The organism is Stenotrophomonas sp. YJH_SMC_54 (assembly GCF_059368435.1).
Window position 1 is genome coordinate 82,967 of the sequence record NZ_JCAFRS010000003.1, and the last position, 21,738, is coordinate 104,704.

The following is a 21,738-nucleotide window of genomic DNA, read 5'->3' on the forward strand; positions in this document are numbered from 1 at the left end:
ACGCGTGCGCGGTGCATGGCCACTATGCGAACGGAACATGAAACCTTCTTTACGGAAAACCAACGAACGGTGCAGGGCAGTGGTGCGTGTCCTGCAACATGTTCGTCATGGTGGTAGGCCGGTGGGAATCAGAAGCGCTCCCCAGGCCAGCTCAATTTGAGCTGGTCCATGCAGTCGCGGTCATGTTCGGAGAATGAGAACCCGATCTGGATGCCGTTCACTACTGTGCCGAACACCGTCGACTCGTCCAGGCTATGCCCTGACGGCACGGAAAGGACATTGAAGTCGGGGTAGCGACGACCCATCTGCTTTCGCGAGATGCAGGCGCCGCTCAGCCGCAGCGTAATGCCTTTGATGATTCGCCCGGACGCGTCGGTGTAGATCTGGCCAGAGGGCCCCTTGATCCTCCCAGCGACCACGAATGGCGCCAGATCGATGGTGGCGCTGTCGCCCCGGCCCATTCTTGCTTCCGAACGCGAGCCGGCCGGAGCCAGGGGTGATAGCTGCGCGACAAGGTCAGAGCGTGACAGCTGCAAGGACCAGCGCTCCACGAGCCGCCAGGTTGCACCCGCCTCTTCCGCAGTGGCAGCGGGTGGCGTGGCCGCCAGTGGTGAGCTGGCGACCACAAGAAGCGCAATCAGCAATGCACGCATGCCTACCTCCTTGATCCGCGATTCCGGCCGTTCGTCCATCGGGCTCAGCGAGCGTTGGCAGGTATAGCACCGGTTCTGCCGATGTATCGGGCAATGCGTCCCGAATATGCAGAAGCAAAAAAAGGGGCCGCATCCCCCTCGCAAGCGAAGGTTCACCGGCCCCGCGCACTCCGTGGGGGAGGAGGTCCACGCCTTGCGTGGAGACGGGCTCAACCCATGTACAGACCACCGTTGACCGCGTAGTCGGCACCGGTCACATACGAGGCTTCATCCGACGCCAGCCACGCGCACAGGCCGGCCACTTCCTCGGGGCGGCCCAGGCGGCGCACTGGTACCGAGGCAGCCAGCCGGTCCAGCACATCCGGCGGGAAGCTGCTGATCGCCTGGCTGGCGATGTAGCCCGGCGACAGCGTGTTGACGGTGACCCCGCGCGACGCAACTTCGGCAGCCAGCGCACGGCTGAAGCCATGCATCGCGGCCTTGGCGGTGGCGTAGTTCACCTGGCCGATCTGTCCCTTGTGGGCACTGACCGAACCGATGTTGATGATGCGGCCCCAGCCCCGCGTGGCCATGCCGTCCACCACCTGCTTGGTCAGGTTGAACAGCGCGTTGAGGTTGGACGCGATCACCGCGTTCCAGTCCTCCACCGTCATCTGCCGGAACAGCAGGTCGCGGCTGCCGCCGGAATTGTTGACCAGTACATCCACCTCGCCGACTTCGGCGCGGACCTTGGCGAACGCCGCGCTGGTCGAGGCCCAGTCCGTCGCGTTGCCTTCGGAGGCGATGAAGTCGAATCCCTGTTCGCGCTGCTCGCGCAGCCAGTTGGCCTTGCGCGGCGAGTTCGGCGCGCAGCCGGCAACCACGGTGTGGCCGCTGCGGGCCAGGCTCTGGCAGATGGCAGTGCCGACACTGCCCATTCCACTGGTGACGTAAGCGATTCGAAGCGTCATTGCAGAAGGCTCCTTGGCAAAGGGTCAGGCGGCGAGGGGATACAGGCCGAACAGCAGGCTGCCGACCATCAGCAGCATCGAGATGGCGATGGCCCACTTCAGGGTGAACTTCTGGTGGTCGGCGAATTCGACCTTGGCCAGGCCCACCAGCAGGTAGGTGGACGGCACCAGGGGGCTGAGCAGGTGCACCGGCTGGCCGGCCAGCGAGGCGCGTGCCATTTCCACCGGGGTGATGCCGTAGTTGCCAGCGGCCTCGGACAGGATCGGCAGCACGCCGAAGTAGAACGCGTCGTTGGACATGAAGAAGGTGAACGGCATCGACGCCACCGCCGTGATCACCGCCAGGTACGGGCCCCACGATTCCGGAATCACCGCCAGGAAGCTGTGTGACATCGCTTCGACCATGCCGGTGTTGTTGAGGATGCCGGTGAAGATGCCCGCGGCGAAGATCAGCGACACCACCGACAGCACATTGCCGGCATGGTTGACCACGCGGCGGCGCTGCTCGGCCAGGTTCGGGTAGTTGATCACCAGGGCGATGGCGAAGCCGACCATGAACAGCACCGGCATCGGCAGCACGCCGATGATCAGCGCGGTCATCAGTGCCACGGTCAGCGCCAGGTTCACCCACAGCAGCTTCGGGCGCTTGATGTCTTCGGCGTCTTCCACGGTCGGCAGCGGGTTGCTGTCATCGGACACGCTGTTGTCCATCCAGCTGCCGCCCTTGGGCAGGGTGACCACGCCGAGGCGACGGCGTTCCTTCAGGCCCAGGTACCAGGCCAGCAGCAGCACGCCGGCACAGGCGATCACCATCGACGGGATCAGCGGCACGAACACGTCGGCCGGGTCCACGTGCAGCGCGGTGGCCGCGCGTGCGGTCGGGCCGCCCCACGGGGTCAGGTTCATCACGCCGCCGGCGAGGATGGTCACGCACGTCATGTTCAGCGCGTTCATGCCCAACCGCTGGTACAGCGGCAGCATCGCCGAGACGGTGATCATGTAGGTGGTCGAGCCATCGCCATCGAGCGAGATCAGCATCGCCAGCACCGCGGTGCCAAGCACGATCTTCATCGGGTCGCCCTTGACGAAGCGCAGGATCACCCGCACCAGCGGATCGAACAGGCCGGCGTCGATCATCACCCCGAAGTAGAGGATGGCGAACATCAGCATCACGCCGGTCGGCGCGATCTTCTTGATGCCCTCCAGCATCATCTCGTCGATGCCGGCACCGAAGCCACCGATCAGCGCGAACAGGATGGGAATGGTGATCAGGGCGACGAGCGGCGACAGGCGTTTGCTCATGATCAAGTACATGAACGTAATGACCATGCCAAAGCCGAGGATGCTCAGCATCATCTGCGGACTCCTTGCGAAAACAGGACGTGGGGAGTGGAAGGGGCCCGGGCGGAATGCCCGGAATGTCGGGCCTAGAAGTCGTACTGCAGGCGGCCGGTGACCGCGCGCGTGCGGTCCACCGTCACCCCGGCCAGGCGATCACGGTTGCGGCTTTCGATCACGTTGAGCATGAAGCGCAGGTTGTCGCGCAGGTACCAGTTGCCACCCAGTGTCCAGGCTTCGGTACTGCCGCGACGCAGGTCCGGCGCACCGTCGAGATGCTGCGCGCCCCACATCTGGTCGTAGCGCAGCGCCACTTCGAAGGCACCGGCCTTGTGCCGGATGTCCTTCACCCGCGCGAATCGACCGGTCTTGCGGTCGTAGGCACGGCTTTCGCCGGTGACGAACCAGCTGAGCATGCCGTAGGCCGCCATTACATCGCCGCGCTGCGCGCCGTCGTCGAAGGTGGCGCCACTGAACTCGCCCTGCCACGACAGCGGGCCGCGCACCTGCGCGTATTCCAGCGACCACTTGTTGACGTCGGTATCGCGGCCGGCGGAGAAGTCGACCAGGGTCAGGCGGCTCTCGTCCGACAGATGGCCGGCCGGGCGCGGGCGGATGCGCAGGCCGGGCACGCCGTTGGCGCCGGGGTTGTCGTAGGCCTCGCGGGCCAGCGACAGGCCCAGGTGCAGCACGTCGCCATCGCTGGGCGAGGGTGCCCAGGTGACGCGGCCACCGGCGGCGCGACCCTTCACCTGCCAGGCGTCGATGCTCTCCAGGCTGTAGAGGCTGGCCGCCCAGGTGAAGTCACCGGGGTTGGCCTGCCAGGACGCACCCAGGCGGTACAGCGGCGCCAACGTGGTGCCGGCGTTGCCACGTTCCAGGAAGCTGCCGTAGTTGGAGCTGGTGCGGTCATCCAGCGAGAAGTACTGCTTGAACTGGCCCACGGTCAGCTTGCCGGCCTTGCCGAAGCTGCGTGCCAGGTACACGTCCTTGGCCTCGACGCGGTCGCCGGAGAAATCGGCTTCCAGCTTGTAGTCGACCACGAAGAACTTGCCGGACACGTCAACCCACGCACGGCGGATTTCGGTGTCGTCCTTGTTCGGGGTGCCCCGGTTGTCGTTGTCGAAGGTGGCGAAGTCCAGGTGCAGGCGACCACCCAGGGTGGCGGTGACCGGACGGTCGTCTTCGGCGGCGAAGGCCGGCGCCGACAGGGCAGCCAGCGCCATCATGGCGGCAGGGCGCCGCCAGGCAAACGTGAATTCCACAAACCCTCCCAGGTGCGCGCCAGGCGCGCGGCAATCGTGGGCACCGGACGGTGCGCGGCCGCAGTCTGGGTCGGGCAAGCTGTCATCGTCCTGTCAACGGATTGTGCGGTGCAGCGTAAAGCGGCCCGCTGCTGCCTCCGGGCGGGGGCCGGCGAGCGCGACAGCGGCATGCGGTAGCATTCGTTTCCCCTCCCACCCCCGTGCCCATGCGCCTGCTGCTGGTCGAAGACAACCCGGATCTGGCCGATGCGATCATCCGCCGCATGCGCCGCAGTGGGCATGCGGCGGACTGGCAGGCCGATGGCCTGGCGGCGGCCAGCGTGCTGCGCTACCAGAGCTTCGACCTGGTGGTGCTGGATATCGGCCTGCCCAAGCTCGATGGCCTGCGCGTGCTGGCCGGCATGCGCGAGCGCGGCGACAGCACGCCGGTGCTGATGCTGACCGCGCGCGATGGCATCGAAGACCGCGTGCAGGCGCTGGATGTCGGCGCCGATGACTACCTGGGCAAACCGTTCGATTTCCGCGAGTTCGAAGCACGCTGCCGCGTGCTGCTGCGGCGTGCGCGTGGGCAGGCCAGCGAAGTGGTGCAGATCGGCGGCTTCCAGTTCGATAACGCCGCGCACCGGGTCAGCCTCAACGGTGAACCGATCGAGCTGCCCAACCGCGAATACCGGCTGCTGGAGATCCTGGTCGGCCGCCTCGGCCAGGTGGTCGGCAAGGACGAAATCGGCAACGGCCTGTTCGGCTTCGACGACGAAGCCGGTCCGAATGCCATCGAATTGTATGTGGGTCGCCTGAGAAAGAAGCTGGCAGGCGCACCGCTGCGTATCACCACGGTGCGCGGCGTTGGCTACCTGCTGGAAGCCAGTGACGGCAGCGCCGACGCCGATGGCTGACGCGCGTACCGCGAATGCCGCACCGGGCTCGCTGCGGCGCACGTTGCTGCTCTATCTCGGCGCGTTGCTGGCGGTGTTCGCGGTGGCCCTGCTGTTTGCCGCGCGCGGCTATGGCCAGCGCGCCGCCAACCGTTCCTACGATCACCTGCTGGTGTCCTCGGCGTTGTCCATTGCCGATTCGGTGGCCCTGGTCGATGGCCAATGGCAGGTCGATCTTCCCTATGCCGCGCTGGACCTGCTGGCGATGGCTCCGGAAGACCGTGTGTTCTATCGGGTCGCCGACAGTCGCGGCAACCTGATCACCGGCTACGGCGACCTGCCGGCGCCACCGCGCCGGCCCGGCCCGCAACCGCAGCTGTTTGATGCGGCGTACAGCGGCGAGACCGTGCGCTTCGTGGTCGTCGGCCGCAGTTTCGCCGCCGCGTCGGCGCAGGGCGAGGTGCAGGTGCAGGTCGGCCAGACCCGGCGTGCACGTGAAGCGGTTGCGCAGGACATGGTCAACCGTGCATTGCTGGCGATCGGTGTGCTGTCCGGGCTGCTGCTGGCGCTGGTGGCCTTTGGCGTGCATCGCGCGTTCCGGCCATTGGTGCGGGTGGAACGCGAGCTGTCGCGCCGCAAGCCGTCCGATCTGAAACCGCTGGATGCGCGCGTGCCGCGCGAGATGGACCAGATGGTGGCGGCGTTGAACCGCTTCATGGAACGACTGTCCAGCAGCAACGAGACCTTGCGCGCGTTCATGGCCGAGGCCGCGCACCAGATGCGTACGCCGTTGGCTGCCCTGCGCGCGCAGGCACAGCTGGCGCTGGATGACGACGACCCCGAGGACATGCGGCGCAGCCTGCAGGCGATCGAACGCAATGCCACCCACATGAGCCGGTTGCTGAACCAGCTGCTCAGCGATGCCAGCGTGATCCATCGCTCGCATCTGCAGCGCTTTGCAGCGGTGGACCTGGCCGAGGCCGTGCACCAGGCCCTGCATGAGGCGCTGCCGCAGGCAGGGCCGGCACCGCGCGTACAACTGGCGATGACCGCCGAACCCGTGCAGGTGCACGGTGATGCGCTGCTGCTGCGCGAGGCGATCAAGAACCTGGTCGACAACGCCCTCAAGTACGGCGGTGACGGCCCGTTGCAGATCGCGTTGACCGTGGAAGGCGGGCAGGCCGTGCTGACCATCGCCGACCACGGTGCCGGCATTGCCGCCGCCGATGCCGAACGCGTGTTCGAGCGCTTCGCCCGTGGCGAAGGCGCGCCGTCCGGCGGCGCCGGGCTTGGCCTGGCCATCGTCAAGCGCGTGGTCGACAGCCATGGCGGTCGCATCGACCTCAGCAACCGTCCGCAGGGCGGGCTGGTCGCCACCATCCGCCTGCCCCGGAGCAGTCCATGATCCGCCTGTTCGCTGCTGCCGTTGCCTTGCTGCTGGCCCTGCCGGTGCTTGCAGCACCGGGCGACGTGCGCCGCTTCCCGGCCCAGGCAAAGGCCACTGCGCAGCTGCGCATCCACGGCACTACCGACATCGAAGTGTTCGCGGTAGTGATTGCCGACTACCAGCGGCTGCACCCCGGCACTGAGGTGGTGTACGAGGACATCATCACCCAGGACCTGTACGCGCGGTACCTGCACGACCGCGGCGGACCGGCATCGCCGGACCTGCTGATCTCCAGCGGCATGGACCTGCAGACCAAGCTGGTCAACGACGGCCACGCGCTGCCGCATCGTTCGGCGCAGACCGCTGCGCTACCGGCCTGGGCGCAGTGGCGCAACGAGGCCTTCGGCATCAGCTACGAGCCGGTGGTGATGGTCTACAACACCCGCGCACTGCCGGCTGCGAAGGTGCCGCACACGCGTCGGCAACTGCTGGACCGGTTGCGCGCGGAGGGGGCACCACTGCGCGGCAGGGTCGGTACCTATGACATCGAGCGCAGCAGCGTCGGCTACCTGTTGTCTACCCAGGATGCACAGCGTGGCAGCATCGCCGGCGCGTTGCTGGGCGCGCTGGGCGACAACGACGTGGTGCGCGAGGAGCGCACCGGCGTGCTGCTGGACCAGGTGGCCAACGGCCAATTGTCGCTGGTCTACAACGTGCTCGGCTCCTACGCGCAGGCGCGCATCGACGCGGGTGCGCCGCTGGCGATCGTGGAGCCCGAGGACTACACGCTGGTGGTGCTGCGTACCGCGGTGATTCCACGTACCGGCCCACACCCGGAAGAAGCCCGGCGCTTCCTCGACTACCTGTTGTCACCGCGTGGCCAGCAGGTGCTGTCGCGCGAGGCACGGCTGATGCCGATCGTGACCGGCAACGCACGTGGCGACGATGCGCCCGGCCGCAGCCGCCGTCCGATCCAGCTCGGCCCAGGCCTGCTGGTGTACCTGGACGCGCTCAAGCGCCGCCAGTTCCTGGATGCCTGGCGCAGCAGCGTGGAGCCGGCAGGGCGCTGAGGCTCCGGCCTGCCCGTACAATGGCGGCATGAGCGAATACACCATCCTGATCGCCGATGACCACCCGCTGCTGCGTTCGGCGGTGGTGCAGTCATTGCGGCAGAGCCTGCCGCTGGCGCAGGTGCGCGAGGTCGCCAGCGCCGAGGCATTGGCCGAAGCGCTGGATGCCCACCCGGATGTGGACCTGGTGCTGCTGGACCTGACCATGCCCGGCGCGCACGGTTTTTCCGCGCTGCTGCACGTGCGCGGCTCGCATCCGGACATTCCGGTGGTGATCCTCTCGTCCAACGACCATCCGCGGGTGATCCGTCGTGCTCAGCAGTTTGGCGCCGCTGGCTTCATCCCGAAGTCCGCCCCGGCCGAGACCATCGGCGAGGCGGTGCAGGCGGTGCTCGATGGTGGCCTGTGGTTCCCGGCGATGGCCGCCGAACGCTCCGAGGCCGACGCACTGCTGGCCAGCCGCCTGGCCCAGCTGACCCCGCAGCAGTTCCGGGTACTGCTGTGCCTGGCCGATGGCCTGCTCAACAAGCAGATCGCCTACACGCTGGGGTTGGCCGAGAACACGGTGAAGGTACATGTCACTGCGATCCTGAAGAAGCTCGAATGCCACAGCCGCACACAGGCGGCGGTACTGGTGAAGGCGCTGGAGCCTGAGGGCGACGCCGGCATCGGGTTGTAGTTTCCAGCCAACGGCGCAGCCCCTCGTGGGTGGGTTTGGGTTGGTCGCTGAAAGCAGAAGCTGCGAGCGGGCCGGTCGAGTTGGGTGCGCGGGGGACGCCGTGAATCCGTCCCTGGAGGCTTGGCAGCCGCATCCATGCGGCTGACACCCCCGCGCACCCAACCCGACCGGCCTCTGACAGATTTCGGTGGCCTGTCACCCACGGAAGAGAAAAGAAGATCAAAAGCAAAGGCAGCCTGGCAGGCCATTTTTCGTAGAGCCGAGCCCACGCTCGGCTGCTTTCCGGCCCGTCCGTGAGGCCGAGCATGGGCTTGGCTCTACACGAGCAAGCGCAGCGCGCGACCCGCTTTTGATCTTTTTTCTTCTCCGAGGGTGGACGCGCACGGAACGTGTCCGTGGCCGGGCAGATGGGCTGCACAGGGGCGTGAGCCGCATGGATGCGGCGACCGAGCTTACAGGGACGTACTTGCAGCGGCCCCTGTGCAGCCCATCTGCCCGGCCCCACCGATGAACTGCTTTGTGCGACCACCCACGAGGGGCTGCGCCGTTGGCTGGAAACTACCCGCGATGGCGGATCAACAACTGGCTCATCAACGCCCGCAGCGCCGGCGGCTTCACCGGCTTGGCCATCATTCCCCAGCCGCGCTCGGCGGCCATCTCACGCAATCCCGCATCGCGCTCGGCGGTGACCAGCACCACCGGCGGACGGGCCTGCCACAACTCGGCCAGCGTCTCGTACAGCACCGGCCCGTGGTGATCGCCCATGCGCACATCCAGCAGCACCAGCTCCGGCACCGCGCCTGTTGCCGCCAGCTGCAGCGCCGCCTGCGGGCCGTCGGCCAGCGCCACCTCGCAGCCCCAGCGCTCCAGCAGCGCGCGGCTGGCGGCGCAGACGTGCGGATCGTCGTCGATCACCCACACCCGGCGACCGCGCAGCGGATTGTCCGCGGCCGGTTCCTGCACCAGCACCGGCACAGGAGCAGTAGCGGGAATCGCGCTGGCTTCGCCGAACGGCACGCCCACCGCGAACACGCTGCCCTGGCCCAGCTGCGAGCGCAGGCGGATCGGGTGGCCGAGCAGCCGACCGATGCGGTCGACGATCGCCAGGCCAAGGCCGGCGCCGCGCTGCTGGCCGTCGTGCAGGCGGCGGAACTCCTCGAAGATCTCGCCCTGCAGCGCATCGGGAATGCCGGGGCCCTGGTCGTGAACTTCGATCCACAGCAGGCCTTCGCGGCGACGGCAGCCGAGCAGCACGCGGCCACGTTCGCTGTAGCGCAGTGCGTTGGACAGGAAGTTCTGCAGGATGCGGCGCAGCAGCGCTTCATCGCTGACCACCACCGCAGCGGTATCGACCCAGTCGACCACCAGCCCACGTGACTGCGCGGCGATGCCGAACTCGCGTGCCAGCGTCTGCAGCAAAGGCCCGAGCCGGAACGCCTGTACGCGCGTGGGCAGGCTGCCCGATTCCAGGCGCGCGATATCCAGCAGGCTGTTGAGGATCGCATCCTGCGCGGCCAATGCAGCATCGATGTGGTCGCTGGTCTGTTGCTGCGCCGGGTCACTCAGCTTGCCGCGCAGCACCGAGACGAACATGCGCGCCGCGTTGAGGGGCTGCAGCAGGTCGTGCACGGCCGAGGCAACGAAACGGGTCTTGTAGCGGTTGGCCTGCTCGGCTTCGCGGCGTGCTTCTTCCAGATCATGGGTGCGCTCGGCGATGCGGTGCTCCAGCGCATCGGCCAGCGAGCGCAGTTCGCGCGCGGCGTTCTTGTAGCTGGTGATGTCGGCATAGCTGGTGACGAAGCCGCCGTCAGGCAGCGGATTGCCACGGATCTCCAGCACCGTGCCGTCGTCCTTCTCGCTCTCGCGCATGTGCGGGCGGCCGCTGCGCAGGTGGTTCAGGCGGCGCTCGATTGCTTCATCGACCGGGCCCGGACCAAGCAGGCCACGGCGTGCGTTGAAGCGGAACAGTTCCTCGATCGGCCGGCCGACGCGAACCAGGTCCTGTGGGAAACGGAACAGTTCCAGGTAGCGCGAGTTCCACGCGACCAGGCGCAGTTCGCGGTCGATCACCACCACGCCCTGCGGCAGGTGTTCGAGGCTGCGGCTGAGTCCGCTGTCGGCGTCGGTGGCCGCCTGCAGCAGGCCATCCTGTGCGGTGCGCAGTTCCTGTGCGTGCTGCTTGAGCAGGGTTTCCAGTTCGCGGCGGCTGCGCAGGCGATGCTTGGCCAGGCGTCGGCGCTGCTGCACGAACAGCACCAGGAAGCCCAGCGCCAGCCACGCGGCACCGCCGGTGAGGGCGGCTGCGCGACCGGCGGCGGTGGCGGCGCTGGCGTCGTGCAGCAGATGCAGGTTCCAGCCTTCGGCGGGCAGCGGCAGGCTTTGCCACAGCATCGGCTGCGGCAGTGCGGGATCGAGCAGGCGCACCATGCGGCCACCATCGGCAAGCACGTCTTCAGTACGCGCGCGCAATGGCTGCAACGCGCGGTCGGCGTATTGGCGGGCGTCCAGCATTTCGCGGCGCTCATCGGCGCCCAGCGGGCGCAGCAGTCGGTAGCGCCAGCTGTCACGGTTGGCCAGGAACACCACGTCATGGTCGTCGCTGGCCAGCACCACGTCCGGGCTGCTCAACCATTCCTGTTCCAGCGCCGACAGCTCGACCTTGATCACCACCACGCCGAGCCGCTTGCCGTCTTCCTCGATGGCCTGCGACAGGTAGTAGCCGGGTACGCCGGTGGTCATGCCGATGCCGTAGAAGCGGCCGCGGCCCTGCGCCAGTGCCTGCCGGTAGTAGGGGCGGTAGCTGTAGTTCTCGCCGACGTTGCTGGTCGGCTGGTCCCAGTTGCTGGCCGCCACTGCCACGCCGTCGTGGCCGACCAGGGTCAGGGTCGAGGCACGGGTGACTTCATTGGCGCGTTGCAGCTTGAGGTTCAGCCGCTGCTGTTCGGTGGGCGAGGGCGGCACACGCAGGGCGTGCAGCAGATCCGGATCCAGCGCCAGTACCTGCGGCAACGTGCCGAAGCGGTCGATGCGCTGCTGCAGGCCCTGGCCGTACAGCTGCAGCTGGCGTTGCACCTGGCTGCTTTCCTCGCCGAGGGCGCGCCGCCAGGCGTAGTGGCCGGCGGCGACCGCACAAAGCACGGTGCCTCCGACCATCACCAGGATGGTCAGCAACAGCATCCGGTGGCGGCTGAGCCAGTACATGGCGGCAGTCTACGCAGGGCCGGCGGGCGTGACGTGCACGCCCGCCGGGATCTGACGTGGAAGGGGTCAGAAGTGCATCTGCGCGCGCAGCTCGAAGATCTCCGGCGTGCTGTGCACACCACGACGGCTGGCGTCGACCTTCACGTAGTTGGCCTGGAACTTGAAGTGGCTGGTCAGGTACCAGTTCGCGCCCAGGGTCAGGTCGTGCTGGCGGCCACCAAGGATGCTGCCATCGTCCAGGTCCATGCGGCTGTAACGGGCCACCAGTTCCACCGCGCCGTAGTCGTGCGCCGGCTTGATGTTGGCCACGGCACCTGCGTTGTACGGGCGCGACTCGCCGGTCAGCACCCAGCTGGCCATCGCGTACTGGCCGCTGCCGGTGTAGTCGGGCTTGCCGTCATGGCGGGTGACCGTAGCGCGCAGGGCTTCGGCCTGCAGCGAGAACGGGCCGCGGATCCAGATGCCTTCCAGGCCGGTGCGGCGGATCTGGTCGGCGGTGACCAGGGCGCCGGAATCGACGTAGCGGATGTCGGTCAGGCCGGCTTCCGGGCGTGCGCGAAGGCGCGCGCTGGCCTCGTGGTGCACGTCACGGCCATCGCTGTAACCGCGCGGATTTTCCTGCGAGTAGGCCAGCCCCAGGTGGATCACGTCACCCGGCGCCTTCACCGGGGTCCACACCGCACGTACTGCCTGGGTGGTGCCGGGGTTGTCACCCTGCAGGTCCTTGCCGCCATAGGCGCCGGCCTGCAGCAGGTACTGCGGACGCTCCAGCACCCATTCCACGCCGGTGCGGCGGCCTTCGTAGAAGGCCTGCACGGGCAGCGCGGTTTCCAGGAAGCTGCCGGCGCGCGAAGAGGTGTTCGCATCCAGGCCGACCGGGGTCTTCATATAGCCGAAGCGGAAGCGGCCGATGTCGCGGCCGAAGAAGGCCTTGCTCTCGAAGCGCACGAACACGTCCAGCCAGGTATCGGACTGGAAGTCGTAGTAGACCATCGCGTCGTAGACGCCCTTCTTCTTCAGCGTCGCACCGAACTCCTTGCGGCGCACGGCGTCGTCGTCCTCCAGGCCGCTGCCCGAGGAGAAATCGTTGTAGTCGTAGGCGATGTTGGCGGTAGCGGCCAACTCGGTGCCGTCGCCGAAGGCGTACTTGGTCGGCCAGTTGTCGAAATCGGCAGCCGAAGCGAAGGCGGGAAGCGCGGCCAGCGACAGGGCCAGCAAGGTGGGAATCGGGCGCATGTTGGGTGCGGCTCTCTCAGATTGCGTGTGGACAGGACAACAACGGCCGCAGGGGCCGAAACTTTCGCAATGACGCGCCCGGCCGTTCAGCACGGGCCACCGGCCTCGCCAGGATCGGGCGGTGCGGCGCCAGTGTAGGCATCGCCGCCACCTGAACCGGGGGGCTAGTACCAATAGGTTATCTGCGCCGGCGTGCCCGGCGCGTACAAAGGCGTCCATTGGTCGCACCTCCTGCGCATGCAGCACAGGGCCTGCGATCAGTTTCCACGGTAACGGTTCCCGTGCTGTCCCGGGGCCGTACGTGCCTGAAAACGCCCCTTCCGGAGTCCGCCATGCACATCCCGACCGCAGCCCCGGCGCCTGCAAAGCCGTTGCCGATCTATCGCCAGCTGTATTTCCAGGTGATCGTGGCGATCGTCCTGGGCGCCATCCTCGGCCACTACGAGCCGCTGATCGGCGAGAAGATGAAGCCGCTCGGCGATGCCTTCATCAACCTGGTGAAGATGATCATCGCGCCGGTGATCTTCCTCACCATCGTCACCGGCATCGCCAGCATGACCCACCTGCGCACGGTGGGCCGGGTGTTCGCCAAGGCGATGGCGTACTTCCTGTTCTTCTCCACGCTGGCACTGATCGTGGGCATGATCGTGGCGCACGTGGTACAGCCCGGCGCCGGCATGAACATCAACCCGGCCGAGCTGGACCAGACCGCGGTGCACAGCTACGTCGAGAAGTCGCACGACCTGACCCTGGTCGGTTTCCTGATGGACATCATTCCGAAGACGCTGGTGAGCGCCTTCGTCGACGGCAACATCCTGCAGGTGCTGTTCATCGCGGTGCTGTTCGGCATCGCGCTGGCCTCGGTGGGCGAGAAGGGCAAGCCGATCCTGAACTTCCTGGAGGCGCTGGTCGCCCCGGTGTTCAAGCTGGTGCACATCCTGATGAAGGCCGCCCCGATCGGTGCCTTCGGCGCCATCGCCTTCACCATCGGCAAGTACGGCGTCGGTTCGCTGGTCAACCTGGCGTGGCTGGTGGGCTCGTTCTACCTCACCGCGTTCCTGTTCGTGGCGGTGATCCTCGGTGTGGTCTGCCGACTGTGCGGCTTCTCGGTGTTCAAGCTGGCGCGCTACCTGAAGGCTGAACTGCTGCTGGTGCTGGGCACTTCCTCGTCGGAGTCGGCGCTGCCGTCGCTGATGGAGAAGATGGAACGCGCCGGTTGCAGCAAGTCGGTGGTGGGCCTGGTGGTCCCGACCGGCTACTCGTTCAACTTGGACGGCACCAACATCTACATGACCCTGGCGGCACTGTTCATTGCCCAGGCCACCAACACCGAACTGACCCTGGGCCACCAGATCGCCCTGCTGCTGGTTGCCATGCTCAGCTCCAAGGGTGCGGCCGGCGTCACCGGTGCCGGCTTCATCACCCTGGCCGCCACCCTTGCCGTGGTGCCGGAGGTACCGGTGGCCGGCATGGCGCTGATCCTGGGCGTGGACCGTTTCATGAGCGAATGCCGCTCGCTGACCAACTTCATCGGCAATGCGGTGGCCACCGTGGTGGTTTCGCGCTGGGAAGGCGCGCTGGACCGCAACCGCCTGCAGCTGGCGCTGGATGGCCGCGAAAGCGAGCTGCCGCCGCCGGTGGACGCACTGCCCGAGGCGCTGCCGGCCAAGGGCTGACCCAGGTGTGTGGTACCGCGGGGCCGATCACGACAGTGGTACGGCCCCGCGGCGTTTCAGGGCGTCCCATGGCTGTCATCGGGGGCGCCGATGCTTGGCATCCCGGTACCGTCGCATACGGCACGGAATTGTGCAGTCGCAGCATGCCTGCGACAGGATAGCGACAGGTCCAGACGCTCCAACGGGGGTATCATCCCCTGTCCCTTCTGCCCATTCATGTAACCCACATCGATGTCCAACGAAGATTTCAAACAGGCCGCCCTCGATTACCACCGGATGTCCCCGCCGGGAAAGATCAAGGTTTCCGCTACCAAGCCCATGCTGACCCAGCGCGACCTGTCGCTGGCGTATTCGCCGGGCGTGGCGTACGCCTGTGAAGCGATCAAGGCCGACCCGCAGCAGGCCAGCGAGCTGACCGCCCGCGGCAACCTGGTGGCGGTGATCTCCAATGGCACCGCGGTGCTGGGCCTGGGCAACATCGGCGCGCTGGCCGGCAAGCCGGTGATGGAAGGCAAGGGCGTGCTGTTCCAGAAGTTCGCCGGCATCGATGTGTTCGACATCGAAGTGGATGAAACCGACCCGGACAAGCTGGTCGACATCATCGCCTCGCTGGAGCCGACCTTCGGCGGCATCAACCTGGAAGACATCAAGGCGCCGGAGTGCTTCGTGGTCGAGCGCAAGCTGCGCGAGCGCATGAAGATTCCGGTGTTCCATGACGACCAGCACGGCACGGCGATCATCGTCGGTGCGGCCGTGCTCAACGCCATGGCGATCACCGGCAAGAAGATCGAGGACGTGAAGCTGGCGACCACGGGCATGGGCGCAGCCGGCATTTCCTGCGTGAACATGCTGGTGCAGCTGGGCCTGAAGCCGGAAAACATCCTGGCCTTCGACCGCGAGGGCGTGATCCACACCGGTCGTACCGACCTGGATCCGGAAAAGCAGCGCTATGCGCGCGACACCGACAAGCGCACCCTGGCCGAGATCGTCGACGGCGCGGACATCTTCCTGGGCCTGTCGGCACCGGGCATCCTGACCGCCGACATGGTCAAGACCATGGCGCCGGACCCGGTGATCTTCGCGCTGGCCAACCCGACCCCGGAAATCATGCCGGAGGTGGCGCGCGCCGCGCGTCCGGACGCGATCATCGGCACTGGCCGTTCGGATTACCCGAACCAGGTCAACAACGTGCTGTGCTTCCCGTACCTGTTCCGTGGCGCGCTGGACGTGGGCGCCACTGCGATCAACGAGGAAATGAAGATCGCCTGCGTGCGTGCCATCGCCGCGCTGGCCCGTCGTGCCGCCACCGACATGGGCTCGGCCTACGGTGGCGAGACGCCGAGCTTCGGCCGTGAATACCTGATCCCGCGCCCGTTCGACCGCCGCCTGCTGGTGGAGTTGTCGGCCGCCGTGGCCCAGGCCGCGATGGACTCGGGCGTGGCCTCGCGCCCGATCGAGGACATGGGCGCCTACCGTGACAAGCTGGCCCAGTTCGTCTACCGCACCAGCCTGATGATGAAGCCGGTCTACGACCGCGCGCGCAGCGACAAGCAGCGCGTGGTGTACGCCGAAGGCGAAGAGGAAGTGGTGCTGCAGGCGGTGCAGAACGTGGTCGACGACGGCCTGGCGCACCCGATCCTGATCGGCCGCCCGGAAGTGATCGAATCGCGCATCGAGCGCCTCGGCCTGCGCCTGAAGATCGGCGAGAACGTTGAAGTCACCAACATCAACGACGACCCGCGCTTCAACGAATACTGGCAGTACTACCACGGCCTGACCGGCCGTCGTGGCGTGACCGTGGCCGCGGCGAAGAACCTGATGCGTTCGCGCCCGACCCTGATCGCGGCGGTGATGGTGGCCCGTGGCGAAGCCGATGCGATGCTGACCGGCATCGTCGGGCGCTTCCACAAGAAGCTGGGCTACGTGCGCAGCGTGCTGCCGCTGGAGCCGAAGGTCACCTCGACCTCTGCGATGACCGGCGTGATCAACCAGCAGGGCGTGTTCTTCTTCGTCGATACCCACGTGCAGGAAGACCCGACCGCCGAGCAGCTATGCGAAGCGACCCTGCAGGCGGCCTACCGCATGAAGCTGTTCGGCATCGAGCCGAAGGTGGCGCTGCTGTCGCACTCCAACTTCGGCAGCCACGATTCCAAGGACGCGCTGAAGATGCGCCAGGTGCGCGAGCTGCTGCTCAAGCGCAACCCGCGTCTGAACGTGGACGGCGAAATGCAGGGCGACACCGCATGGGATGAAGCGCTGCGCCAGAAGCTGCTGCCGGGCTCGACCCTGCAGGGTCGCGCCAACCTGTTCGTGCTGCCGAACCTGGAAGCGGCCAACATCGCCTACAACCTGGTGCGTGTGTTCACCGACGGCGTGGCGATCGGCCCGATCCTGATGGGCGTGAACAAGCCGGTGCACATCCTGACCACCAGCGCGACCTCGCGCAGGATCCTGAACATGACCGCCATTGCAGCGGTGGATGCGCAGATCCGCAAGCAGCTGGAAGCGGAAAAGAAGGCGTAAGCCTTCTTTTCAGCGACAGCTGCAGAAACGCGCCCCACGGGGCGCGTTTCTGTTTCCGCAAAGCGGAAACGGGTAGAGTCGACTGTTAGTCGACTGCTCTTGATTCGGACGCCGAAAATCCCGCGCGATCGCGCGATAGTCGACTCTACCGGTCCCGATACCGGTCCCGATACCGGTCCCGATACCGGTCCCGATACCGGTCCCGATGCCGGTCCCAACGCCGGTCCCACCGCTGCCACACGCGCTACGCAACCCGGTCATGTCCCTGCAACGCCGTTGCGGCCCAATACGCCCACGCGGCCCGGCCGTGGGAAGGGACCGGACCGGCCTTCCCACCCTGGGCCCGACCAACTTTCCACGGGTGAGGGTGTCATGCGCAATCGAGTGACGCGGCGGTACTTCCAGCAGCTGTTCGCGCTGTACGCCGGCTTCGTGCAGTCGCGCTGAGGCGTAGACGCCAGCGAGGTAGAGTCGACCGTTGGTCGACTATCGCGCGAAGCGCGGGGTTTTCGGGGGCTGTACGAAAGGCAGTCGACTAACAGTCGACTCTACCCAGTCGACTCTACCCAGTCGCCGCAATACCCAGTTGATCGCCCAGTCAGCGCCGCTTGCCGCGGCGCGCTGGTGCCGGCGGCGGTGCATCCGAACGCGGCTTGGCATACTGCGTCCACAGCGCCGGCAGTGCCTTGCCGGTGTGCTTCTGCCACAGCGCCGGCGTATAGCGGCCGTCGCGCAGGGCCTTGTCCAGCGCCAGCACCAGGCCGGGATACTCGGCCTCGGCCCATTTCAGGAACGCACCGGTCACCCGGTATCCGCTGTCGAAATTCTGCCCCTTCTCGACCTTGCCCGGCAGTACCCAGCCTGCGGCGGCATTGTCCATGCCGTAGCGGTCGCGTGCGTAGTCGGCGATGCCTTCCACCAGCCAGCCCGGCACCCGTGCATCGCCGTAACCTGGATAGCCCTGCACGATGTGCATCGCCTCATGGGTGACCAGGTCGATGTCGTTCGGGTGCTGCGCCAACCAGCCTGGGTTGATGGTGATCGTCGCTGCCTGGTCCTTGTCGCCGACGAAGGCGATGCCGGTGTAGGCCGGATCGATCACGATGCGCACCATCGCCGGCGCGGCCGGGTGAAAGTCCGCGCGTTCGCGCAGGTAGGCGAAGAAGAACGTATCGATCACCCGCTTGCGCTGCGGCGCGGCCAAGGCGCCACGGGCGTCCTGGTAGTTCAGCGTCACGCCGTCGCGGGTCAGCTGCGTATCGAACGCCTGGGTCTGGCCGAAACTTGAGAAGGACAGGGCAACAAGGGCCAGAGGCAGAAGACGGTAGCGCATGCGGCTCATTGTACGGTGCCGGCCGCCAGCAGTTCGATCTCCGCCAGTGGCAGCCGTGCCGGTGCCGCCAGGCGCAGGCGGTATTCGCTGTAGCGGCCGGGTCTGGCGATGCGGAACGGACGGGTCTGGCGGGCGGATTCGAAGTCTTCGCCGCTGCGCTGGTCGAGCACGGTCCAGCTGCCGCCGCCGTTGCGCGCCTCCAGCGTCCACTCACCGCCCTGGATGCGGCCGTCGCCGCTGGTGAGCGTGTACATCGTCGGCGTGCCGTCGCTCAGTCCGGTCAGCGCGATGGTTGCGCCGCCGCCCAGGCCCACGGTGGTACTCGCATCGTCATCGACCAGTGCGGGCAGGGCGCGGCCATCGGCCAGCGTCGCCTTCGCGCCGCTGCCGAGCAGGTCGTGCAGCAGCTGCGGGCGCTGGCCGCGCGCGGTCAACGAGCGCGGCACATCGTCCACGCCGCTGCCCCAGCGCGACGGACGGGGTCCCATCACGAAGTCGAGGGTCGCGCCCTTGGCGATCAGGTCGTGTGGCACCCAGGTCTTCGTCCACGGCTTGCCGTTGATCTTCAGCGACTGCACGTAGACGTTCTCGCGCGAGTTGTTGGCCGCGTTCACGGTCAGCACCGCGCCACCCTGCAGCTCCACGCGTGCATGTTCGAAGGCCGGCGAGCCGATCACGTACTCCGGGGCGCCCATGCGCAGCGGGTACAGGCCCAGCGAGGCCAGCACGTACCATGCCGAGGTTTCGCCGTTGTCCTCATCGCCCGGATAGCCCTGGCCGATCTCGCTGCCGACGTAAAGCCGCGACAGGATCTCGCGCACGTGCTGCTGGGTCTTCCACGGCTGTCCGGCATACAGGTACATCCACGGGATGTGGTGCGCCGGCTGGTTGCTGTGCGCGTACATGCCCATGCGTACGTCGCGCGCTTCGGTCATCTCGTGGATGGTGCCGCCGTAGGAGCCGGCCAGTGCCGGGTCTGCGGTTTCCGGCGTGGCGAAGAAGGTATCCAGCTTCGCCGCCAGCTTGTCGCGGCCACCGTACAGCGCGGCCAGGCCTTCGCCGTCATGGGCGGCAGTGAAGGCGAAGGTCCAGCCGTTGGATTCGGTGTAATCGTGGCCCCACACGCGCGGGTCGTAGTCCTTGGCGTCCACGCGCCAGCGGCCATCCGCCTTGCGGCCCTGGAAGAAGCCGGCGGCAGGGTCGAACATCGTCGCGTAGCTGGCAGCGCGGTGGCGGAAGTAGTCGGCTTCGGTGCTGTAGCGCTCGCGTGCGGCGGGTGCGGTCGCGCGCTTGGCCAGCGCATCGGCCATGTTGGCGATGCCGAAGTCATTGAGTGCGCCTTCCATCGTCCACGACATGCCCTCATGCACGTCGGCGCTGGCGTAGCCCCGGAAGGTCGAACGGTCCATGCCCTTGCGGCCGACATGGCGGTCGGGTGGTACCACGGTCGCGTTCTTCAGCGCGGCGGCGTAGGCCTCGCCCGGATCGAAGCCGCCGACGCCCTTCAGCCACGCATCGGCGAAGGCCACGTCCGAGCTGGTGCCGACCATCAGGTCCGCGTAGCCCGGCGACGACCAGCGTGCGATCCAGCCGCCAGCGCGGTACTGCTCGATGAAACCCTGCACCATCTGCCCGGCATCGTCGGGCGTGAACAGCGCGTAGGCCGGCCAGGTGGTGCGGAAGGTGTCCCAGAAGCCGTTGTTGACGAACACCTTGCCATCGCGCACGGCGGCAAAGGTGCGGGTCGCGCTGCCCTCGGTGTTGTCATCGCTGGCGCTGGCCTGGTTGGCGTAGCGCCACTCCGGTGCGGCGGCGCTGCCCACGTTTTCATGGCCGGAATTCGGGTACAGGAACAGCCGGTACAGGCTGGAATACAGCGTGGTCTTCTGGTCGTCGCTGGCATCGCCGATGTCGAAGCGGGCCAGGCGTGCGTCCCATGCATCCTGCGCACGGCCGGCCACGCTCTCCAGCGTATCGGTGGCGGCGATTTCCAGCGCCAGGTTGTGTCGTGCCTGCTCCACCGAGATCAGCGAAGTGGCGATGCGCATGGTCACCCGTCGTTCGCTGCCGGCATCGAACTTGATGTAGCCGGTCGGTCGGCCGGTGTCGAGGCGCCCACTGCTGCGCCACGGCTTGTCGAAGCGGGCCACCACGTACATGCGGCTGGCGCCGTTGGACAGGCCGCTGCGCGTGTCGGTGTAGCCGGACAGCGTCTGCGTGGCGGCGTCCAGAGTCAGGCCACCGCGTGCATCGACATTGTCGAACAGCAGGTTGGCGTCGCCGTCCTCCGGGAAGTCAAAGCGGAACAGCGCGGCATGGTCGGTCGGCGCGATCGATGCCGCGACGCCGTTGTCGAAGCGCACGTCGTAGCGGTAAGGGCGGGCGCTTTCATGGCTGCGGTCGAACGACAGGGCACGCTTGCGGCGGTCAGCCTCCGGCACGCCACGACTGGCCGATGGCATCACCTGGAAGGTCTGGCGGTCGCCCATCCACGGGCTGGGTTGGTGGCTCAGCGCAAGCGCCTGCAGCTGAGGACGGTTCTGCGCGTCGTTCTGCTCGTTCCAGCGGTACAGCCAGTTCAGCGCACCGGCATCGGTGACCGGGGTCCAGAAGTTGAACCCGTGCGGCACCGCCGTGGCCGGGAAATTGTTGCCACGCGAGAAGGTGCCGTTGGCCTGGGTACCGCGGGTGGTCAGTACCCAGTCGGAGACGCGCGCTGGCTGCTGCCGTGGCACGGTGTCCAGGCGAACGTCATCAATCCAGCCGGAGACCGGTGCGCCGTCGGCACTGGCCACCTCCAGTTCGATCGCCACCACGCGGCGGCCCTTCAGCGCGGGCACATCGCCCAGCCGCACCGCCTTGCGCGCCCATTGCTGCGGGTACAGCGTCTTCGAGTCGCCCTGCGCGCGTGCGCCGATCGCTACGCCGTGCTGGTCGCGTGCAGTGCCGGCCGAAACCCGACTGCCATCGTCCAGCAGCAGGTCCAGTGACACATAGGTCGAAGCCACGGTGTCCTTGCCGACGATCTCCGGCAGCACCAACCACGACAGGGTGGTATCGGCCTCGATGGTCACGTCCGCCTTGAACAGTTCGCGCCGCGCATTGCCACCTTCGCTGCTGTAGCGCAGTGCGTGCAGGCCGCTGTAGCCGGCATTGCGCTTGGCGGCGTAGGGCGCAGCGGGGCCGTTGCCGATCGTGACCTGCAATGCGCCTGCGGCCGGTTCCGGAGCCGGCTGGCCCGGCTCGAACGAGCTCTGCAGTCCCTGTGCCAGCACCGGCATCGCGGTAGTCGCACAGGCCAGGGCCAGGGCGAGCGGAAGCAGGGCGCGGCGTGGATCGGACAGGGTCATGCAAGGGTCTCCCGGAAGGGCTGGCGGCGGGCAGAACCCGCATCGGCGGACACCACGGACAGCATCGCTCCGCCCGCCGCGATGGCAGTGGAAGAGGCGATGCCGGTCCGGTGGGGGCGGGCCATGCGATCGGGTCGGATTGGGGTGGGCCGGTTCACGACCTGGCCCGATCCTGCAACAGCCGTGGCAACCTGACAAGTGC

General features: G+C 67.3%; 14 protein-coding genes. 6 read left to right on the forward strand and 8 right to left on the reverse strand.

Annotated elements, in window-relative coordinates; genetic code table 11:
• Window positions 1-128 precede the first annotated feature (128 nt).
• From AC5P5S_RS04510 to AC5P5S_RS04525, 4 genes are all read right to left on the reverse strand, one after another.
• Entirely contained in the window at window positions 129-653 is a 525-nt protein-coding gene (locus AC5P5S_RS04510; RefSeq protein ID WP_062605671.1) for a hypothetical protein, read from the reverse strand.
• A 209-nt stretch (window positions 654-862) separates the two neighbouring features.
• Window positions 863-1,603, reverse strand: coding sequence for an acetoacetyl-CoA reductase (gene phbB, locus AC5P5S_RS04515; protein WP_005414435.1), 741 nt, complete (start codon window positions 1,601-1,603; stop codon window positions 863-865).
• Window positions 1,604-1,627: 24 nt separating this feature from the next.
• The gene (locus AC5P5S_RS04520) at window positions 1,628-2,956 is read right to left on the reverse strand and encodes a CitMHS family transporter (RefSeq protein ID WP_012481220.1); all 1,329 of its coding nucleotides are present in this window, start codon (window positions 2,954-2,956) and stop codon (window positions 1,628-1,630) included.
• A gap of 74 nt (window positions 2,957-3,030) precedes the next feature.
• Window positions 3,031-4,170 carry an OprO/OprP family phosphate-selective porin gene (locus AC5P5S_RS04525; RefSeq protein ID WP_049448331.1) on the reverse strand — a complete coding sequence of 380 codons (1,140 nt, stop codon included), beginning with the start codon at window positions 4,168-4,170 and terminating at the stop codon, window positions 3,031-3,033.
• 242 nt (window positions 4,171-4,412) lie between these two features.
• Here AC5P5S_RS04525 and AC5P5S_RS04530 point away from each other — a divergent pair, with 242 nt between their 5' ends.
• The 4 genes from AC5P5S_RS04530 to AC5P5S_RS04545 are packed head-to-tail and all read left to right on the forward strand — an operon-like array spanning window position 4,413 to window position 8,217.
• Window positions 4,413-5,102, forward strand: a complete 690-nt coding sequence (locus tag AC5P5S_RS04530; RefSeq protein WP_062605673.1) for a response regulator transcription factor — start codon at window positions 4,413-4,415, stop codon at window positions 5,100-5,102.
• The gene (locus AC5P5S_RS04535) at window positions 5,095-6,486 is read left to right on the forward strand and encodes a sensor histidine kinase (protein WP_062605674.1); all 1,392 of its coding nucleotides are present in this window, start codon (window positions 5,095-5,097) and stop codon (window positions 6,484-6,486) included. The genes AC5P5S_RS04530 and AC5P5S_RS04535 overlap by 8 nt, the downstream gene beginning before the upstream one ends.
• Window positions 6,483-7,538: an ABC transporter substrate-binding protein gene (locus tag AC5P5S_RS04540; protein WP_043034044.1), complete on the forward strand. Its 1,056-nt coding sequence runs from the start codon at window positions 6,483-6,485 to the stop codon at window positions 7,536-7,538. The genes AC5P5S_RS04535 and AC5P5S_RS04540 overlap by 4 nt, the downstream gene beginning before the upstream one ends.
• Before the next feature lie 28 nt (window positions 7,539-7,566).
• Window positions 7,567-8,217: a response regulator gene (locus AC5P5S_RS04545; protein WP_005414428.1), complete on the forward strand. Its 651-nt coding sequence runs from the start codon at window positions 7,567-7,569 to the stop codon at window positions 8,215-8,217.
• A gap of 558 nt (window positions 8,218-8,775) precedes the next feature.
• Here the strand turns inward: AC5P5S_RS04545 and AC5P5S_RS04550 are convergent.
• Together AC5P5S_RS04550 and AC5P5S_RS04555 are read right to left on the reverse strand one after the other, a co-directional pair.
• On the reverse strand, window positions 8,776-11,418 hold the full coding sequence (locus tag AC5P5S_RS04550; protein WP_062605676.1) for a hybrid sensor histidine kinase/response regulator: 2,643 nt from the start codon (window positions 11,416-11,418) through the stop codon (window positions 8,776-8,778).
• A gap of 66 nt (window positions 11,419-11,484) precedes the next feature.
• Entirely contained in the window at window positions 11,485-12,654 is a 1,170-nt protein-coding gene (locus AC5P5S_RS04555; protein ID WP_005414426.1) for an OprO/OprP family phosphate-selective porin, read from the reverse strand.
• 332 nt (window positions 12,655-12,986) lie between these two features.
• Here AC5P5S_RS04555 and AC5P5S_RS04560 point away from each other — a divergent pair, with 332 nt between their 5' ends.
• The gene (locus AC5P5S_RS04560) at window positions 12,987-14,330 is read left to right on the forward strand and encodes a dicarboxylate/amino acid:cation symporter (protein ID WP_005410972.1); all 1,344 of its coding nucleotides are present in this window, start codon (window positions 12,987-12,989) and stop codon (window positions 14,328-14,330) included.
• A 231-nt stretch (window positions 14,331-14,561) separates the two neighbouring features.
• A complete protein-coding gene (locus tag AC5P5S_RS04565; RefSeq protein ID WP_005410971.1) occupies window positions 14,562-16,853 on the forward strand; it encodes an NADP-dependent malic enzyme in 2,292 nt (763 codons plus the stop codon).
• 598 nt (window positions 16,854-17,451) lie between these two features.
• Here the strand turns inward: AC5P5S_RS04565 and AC5P5S_RS04570 are convergent.
• Both AC5P5S_RS04570 and AC5P5S_RS04575 read right to left on the reverse strand, forming a co-directional pair.
• Entirely contained in the window at window positions 17,452-18,195 is a 744-nt protein-coding gene (locus AC5P5S_RS04570; protein WP_032966989.1) for a basic secretory protein-like protein, read from the reverse strand.
• Window positions 18,192-21,536 carry a GH92 family glycosyl hydrolase gene (locus AC5P5S_RS04575; RefSeq protein WP_062605678.1) on the reverse strand — a complete coding sequence of 1,115 codons (3,345 nt, stop codon included), beginning with the start codon at window positions 21,534-21,536 and terminating at the stop codon, window positions 18,192-18,194. The genes AC5P5S_RS04570 and AC5P5S_RS04575 overlap by 4 nt, the downstream gene beginning before the upstream one ends.
• Between the last annotated feature and the right edge of the window lie 202 nt (window positions 21,537-21,738).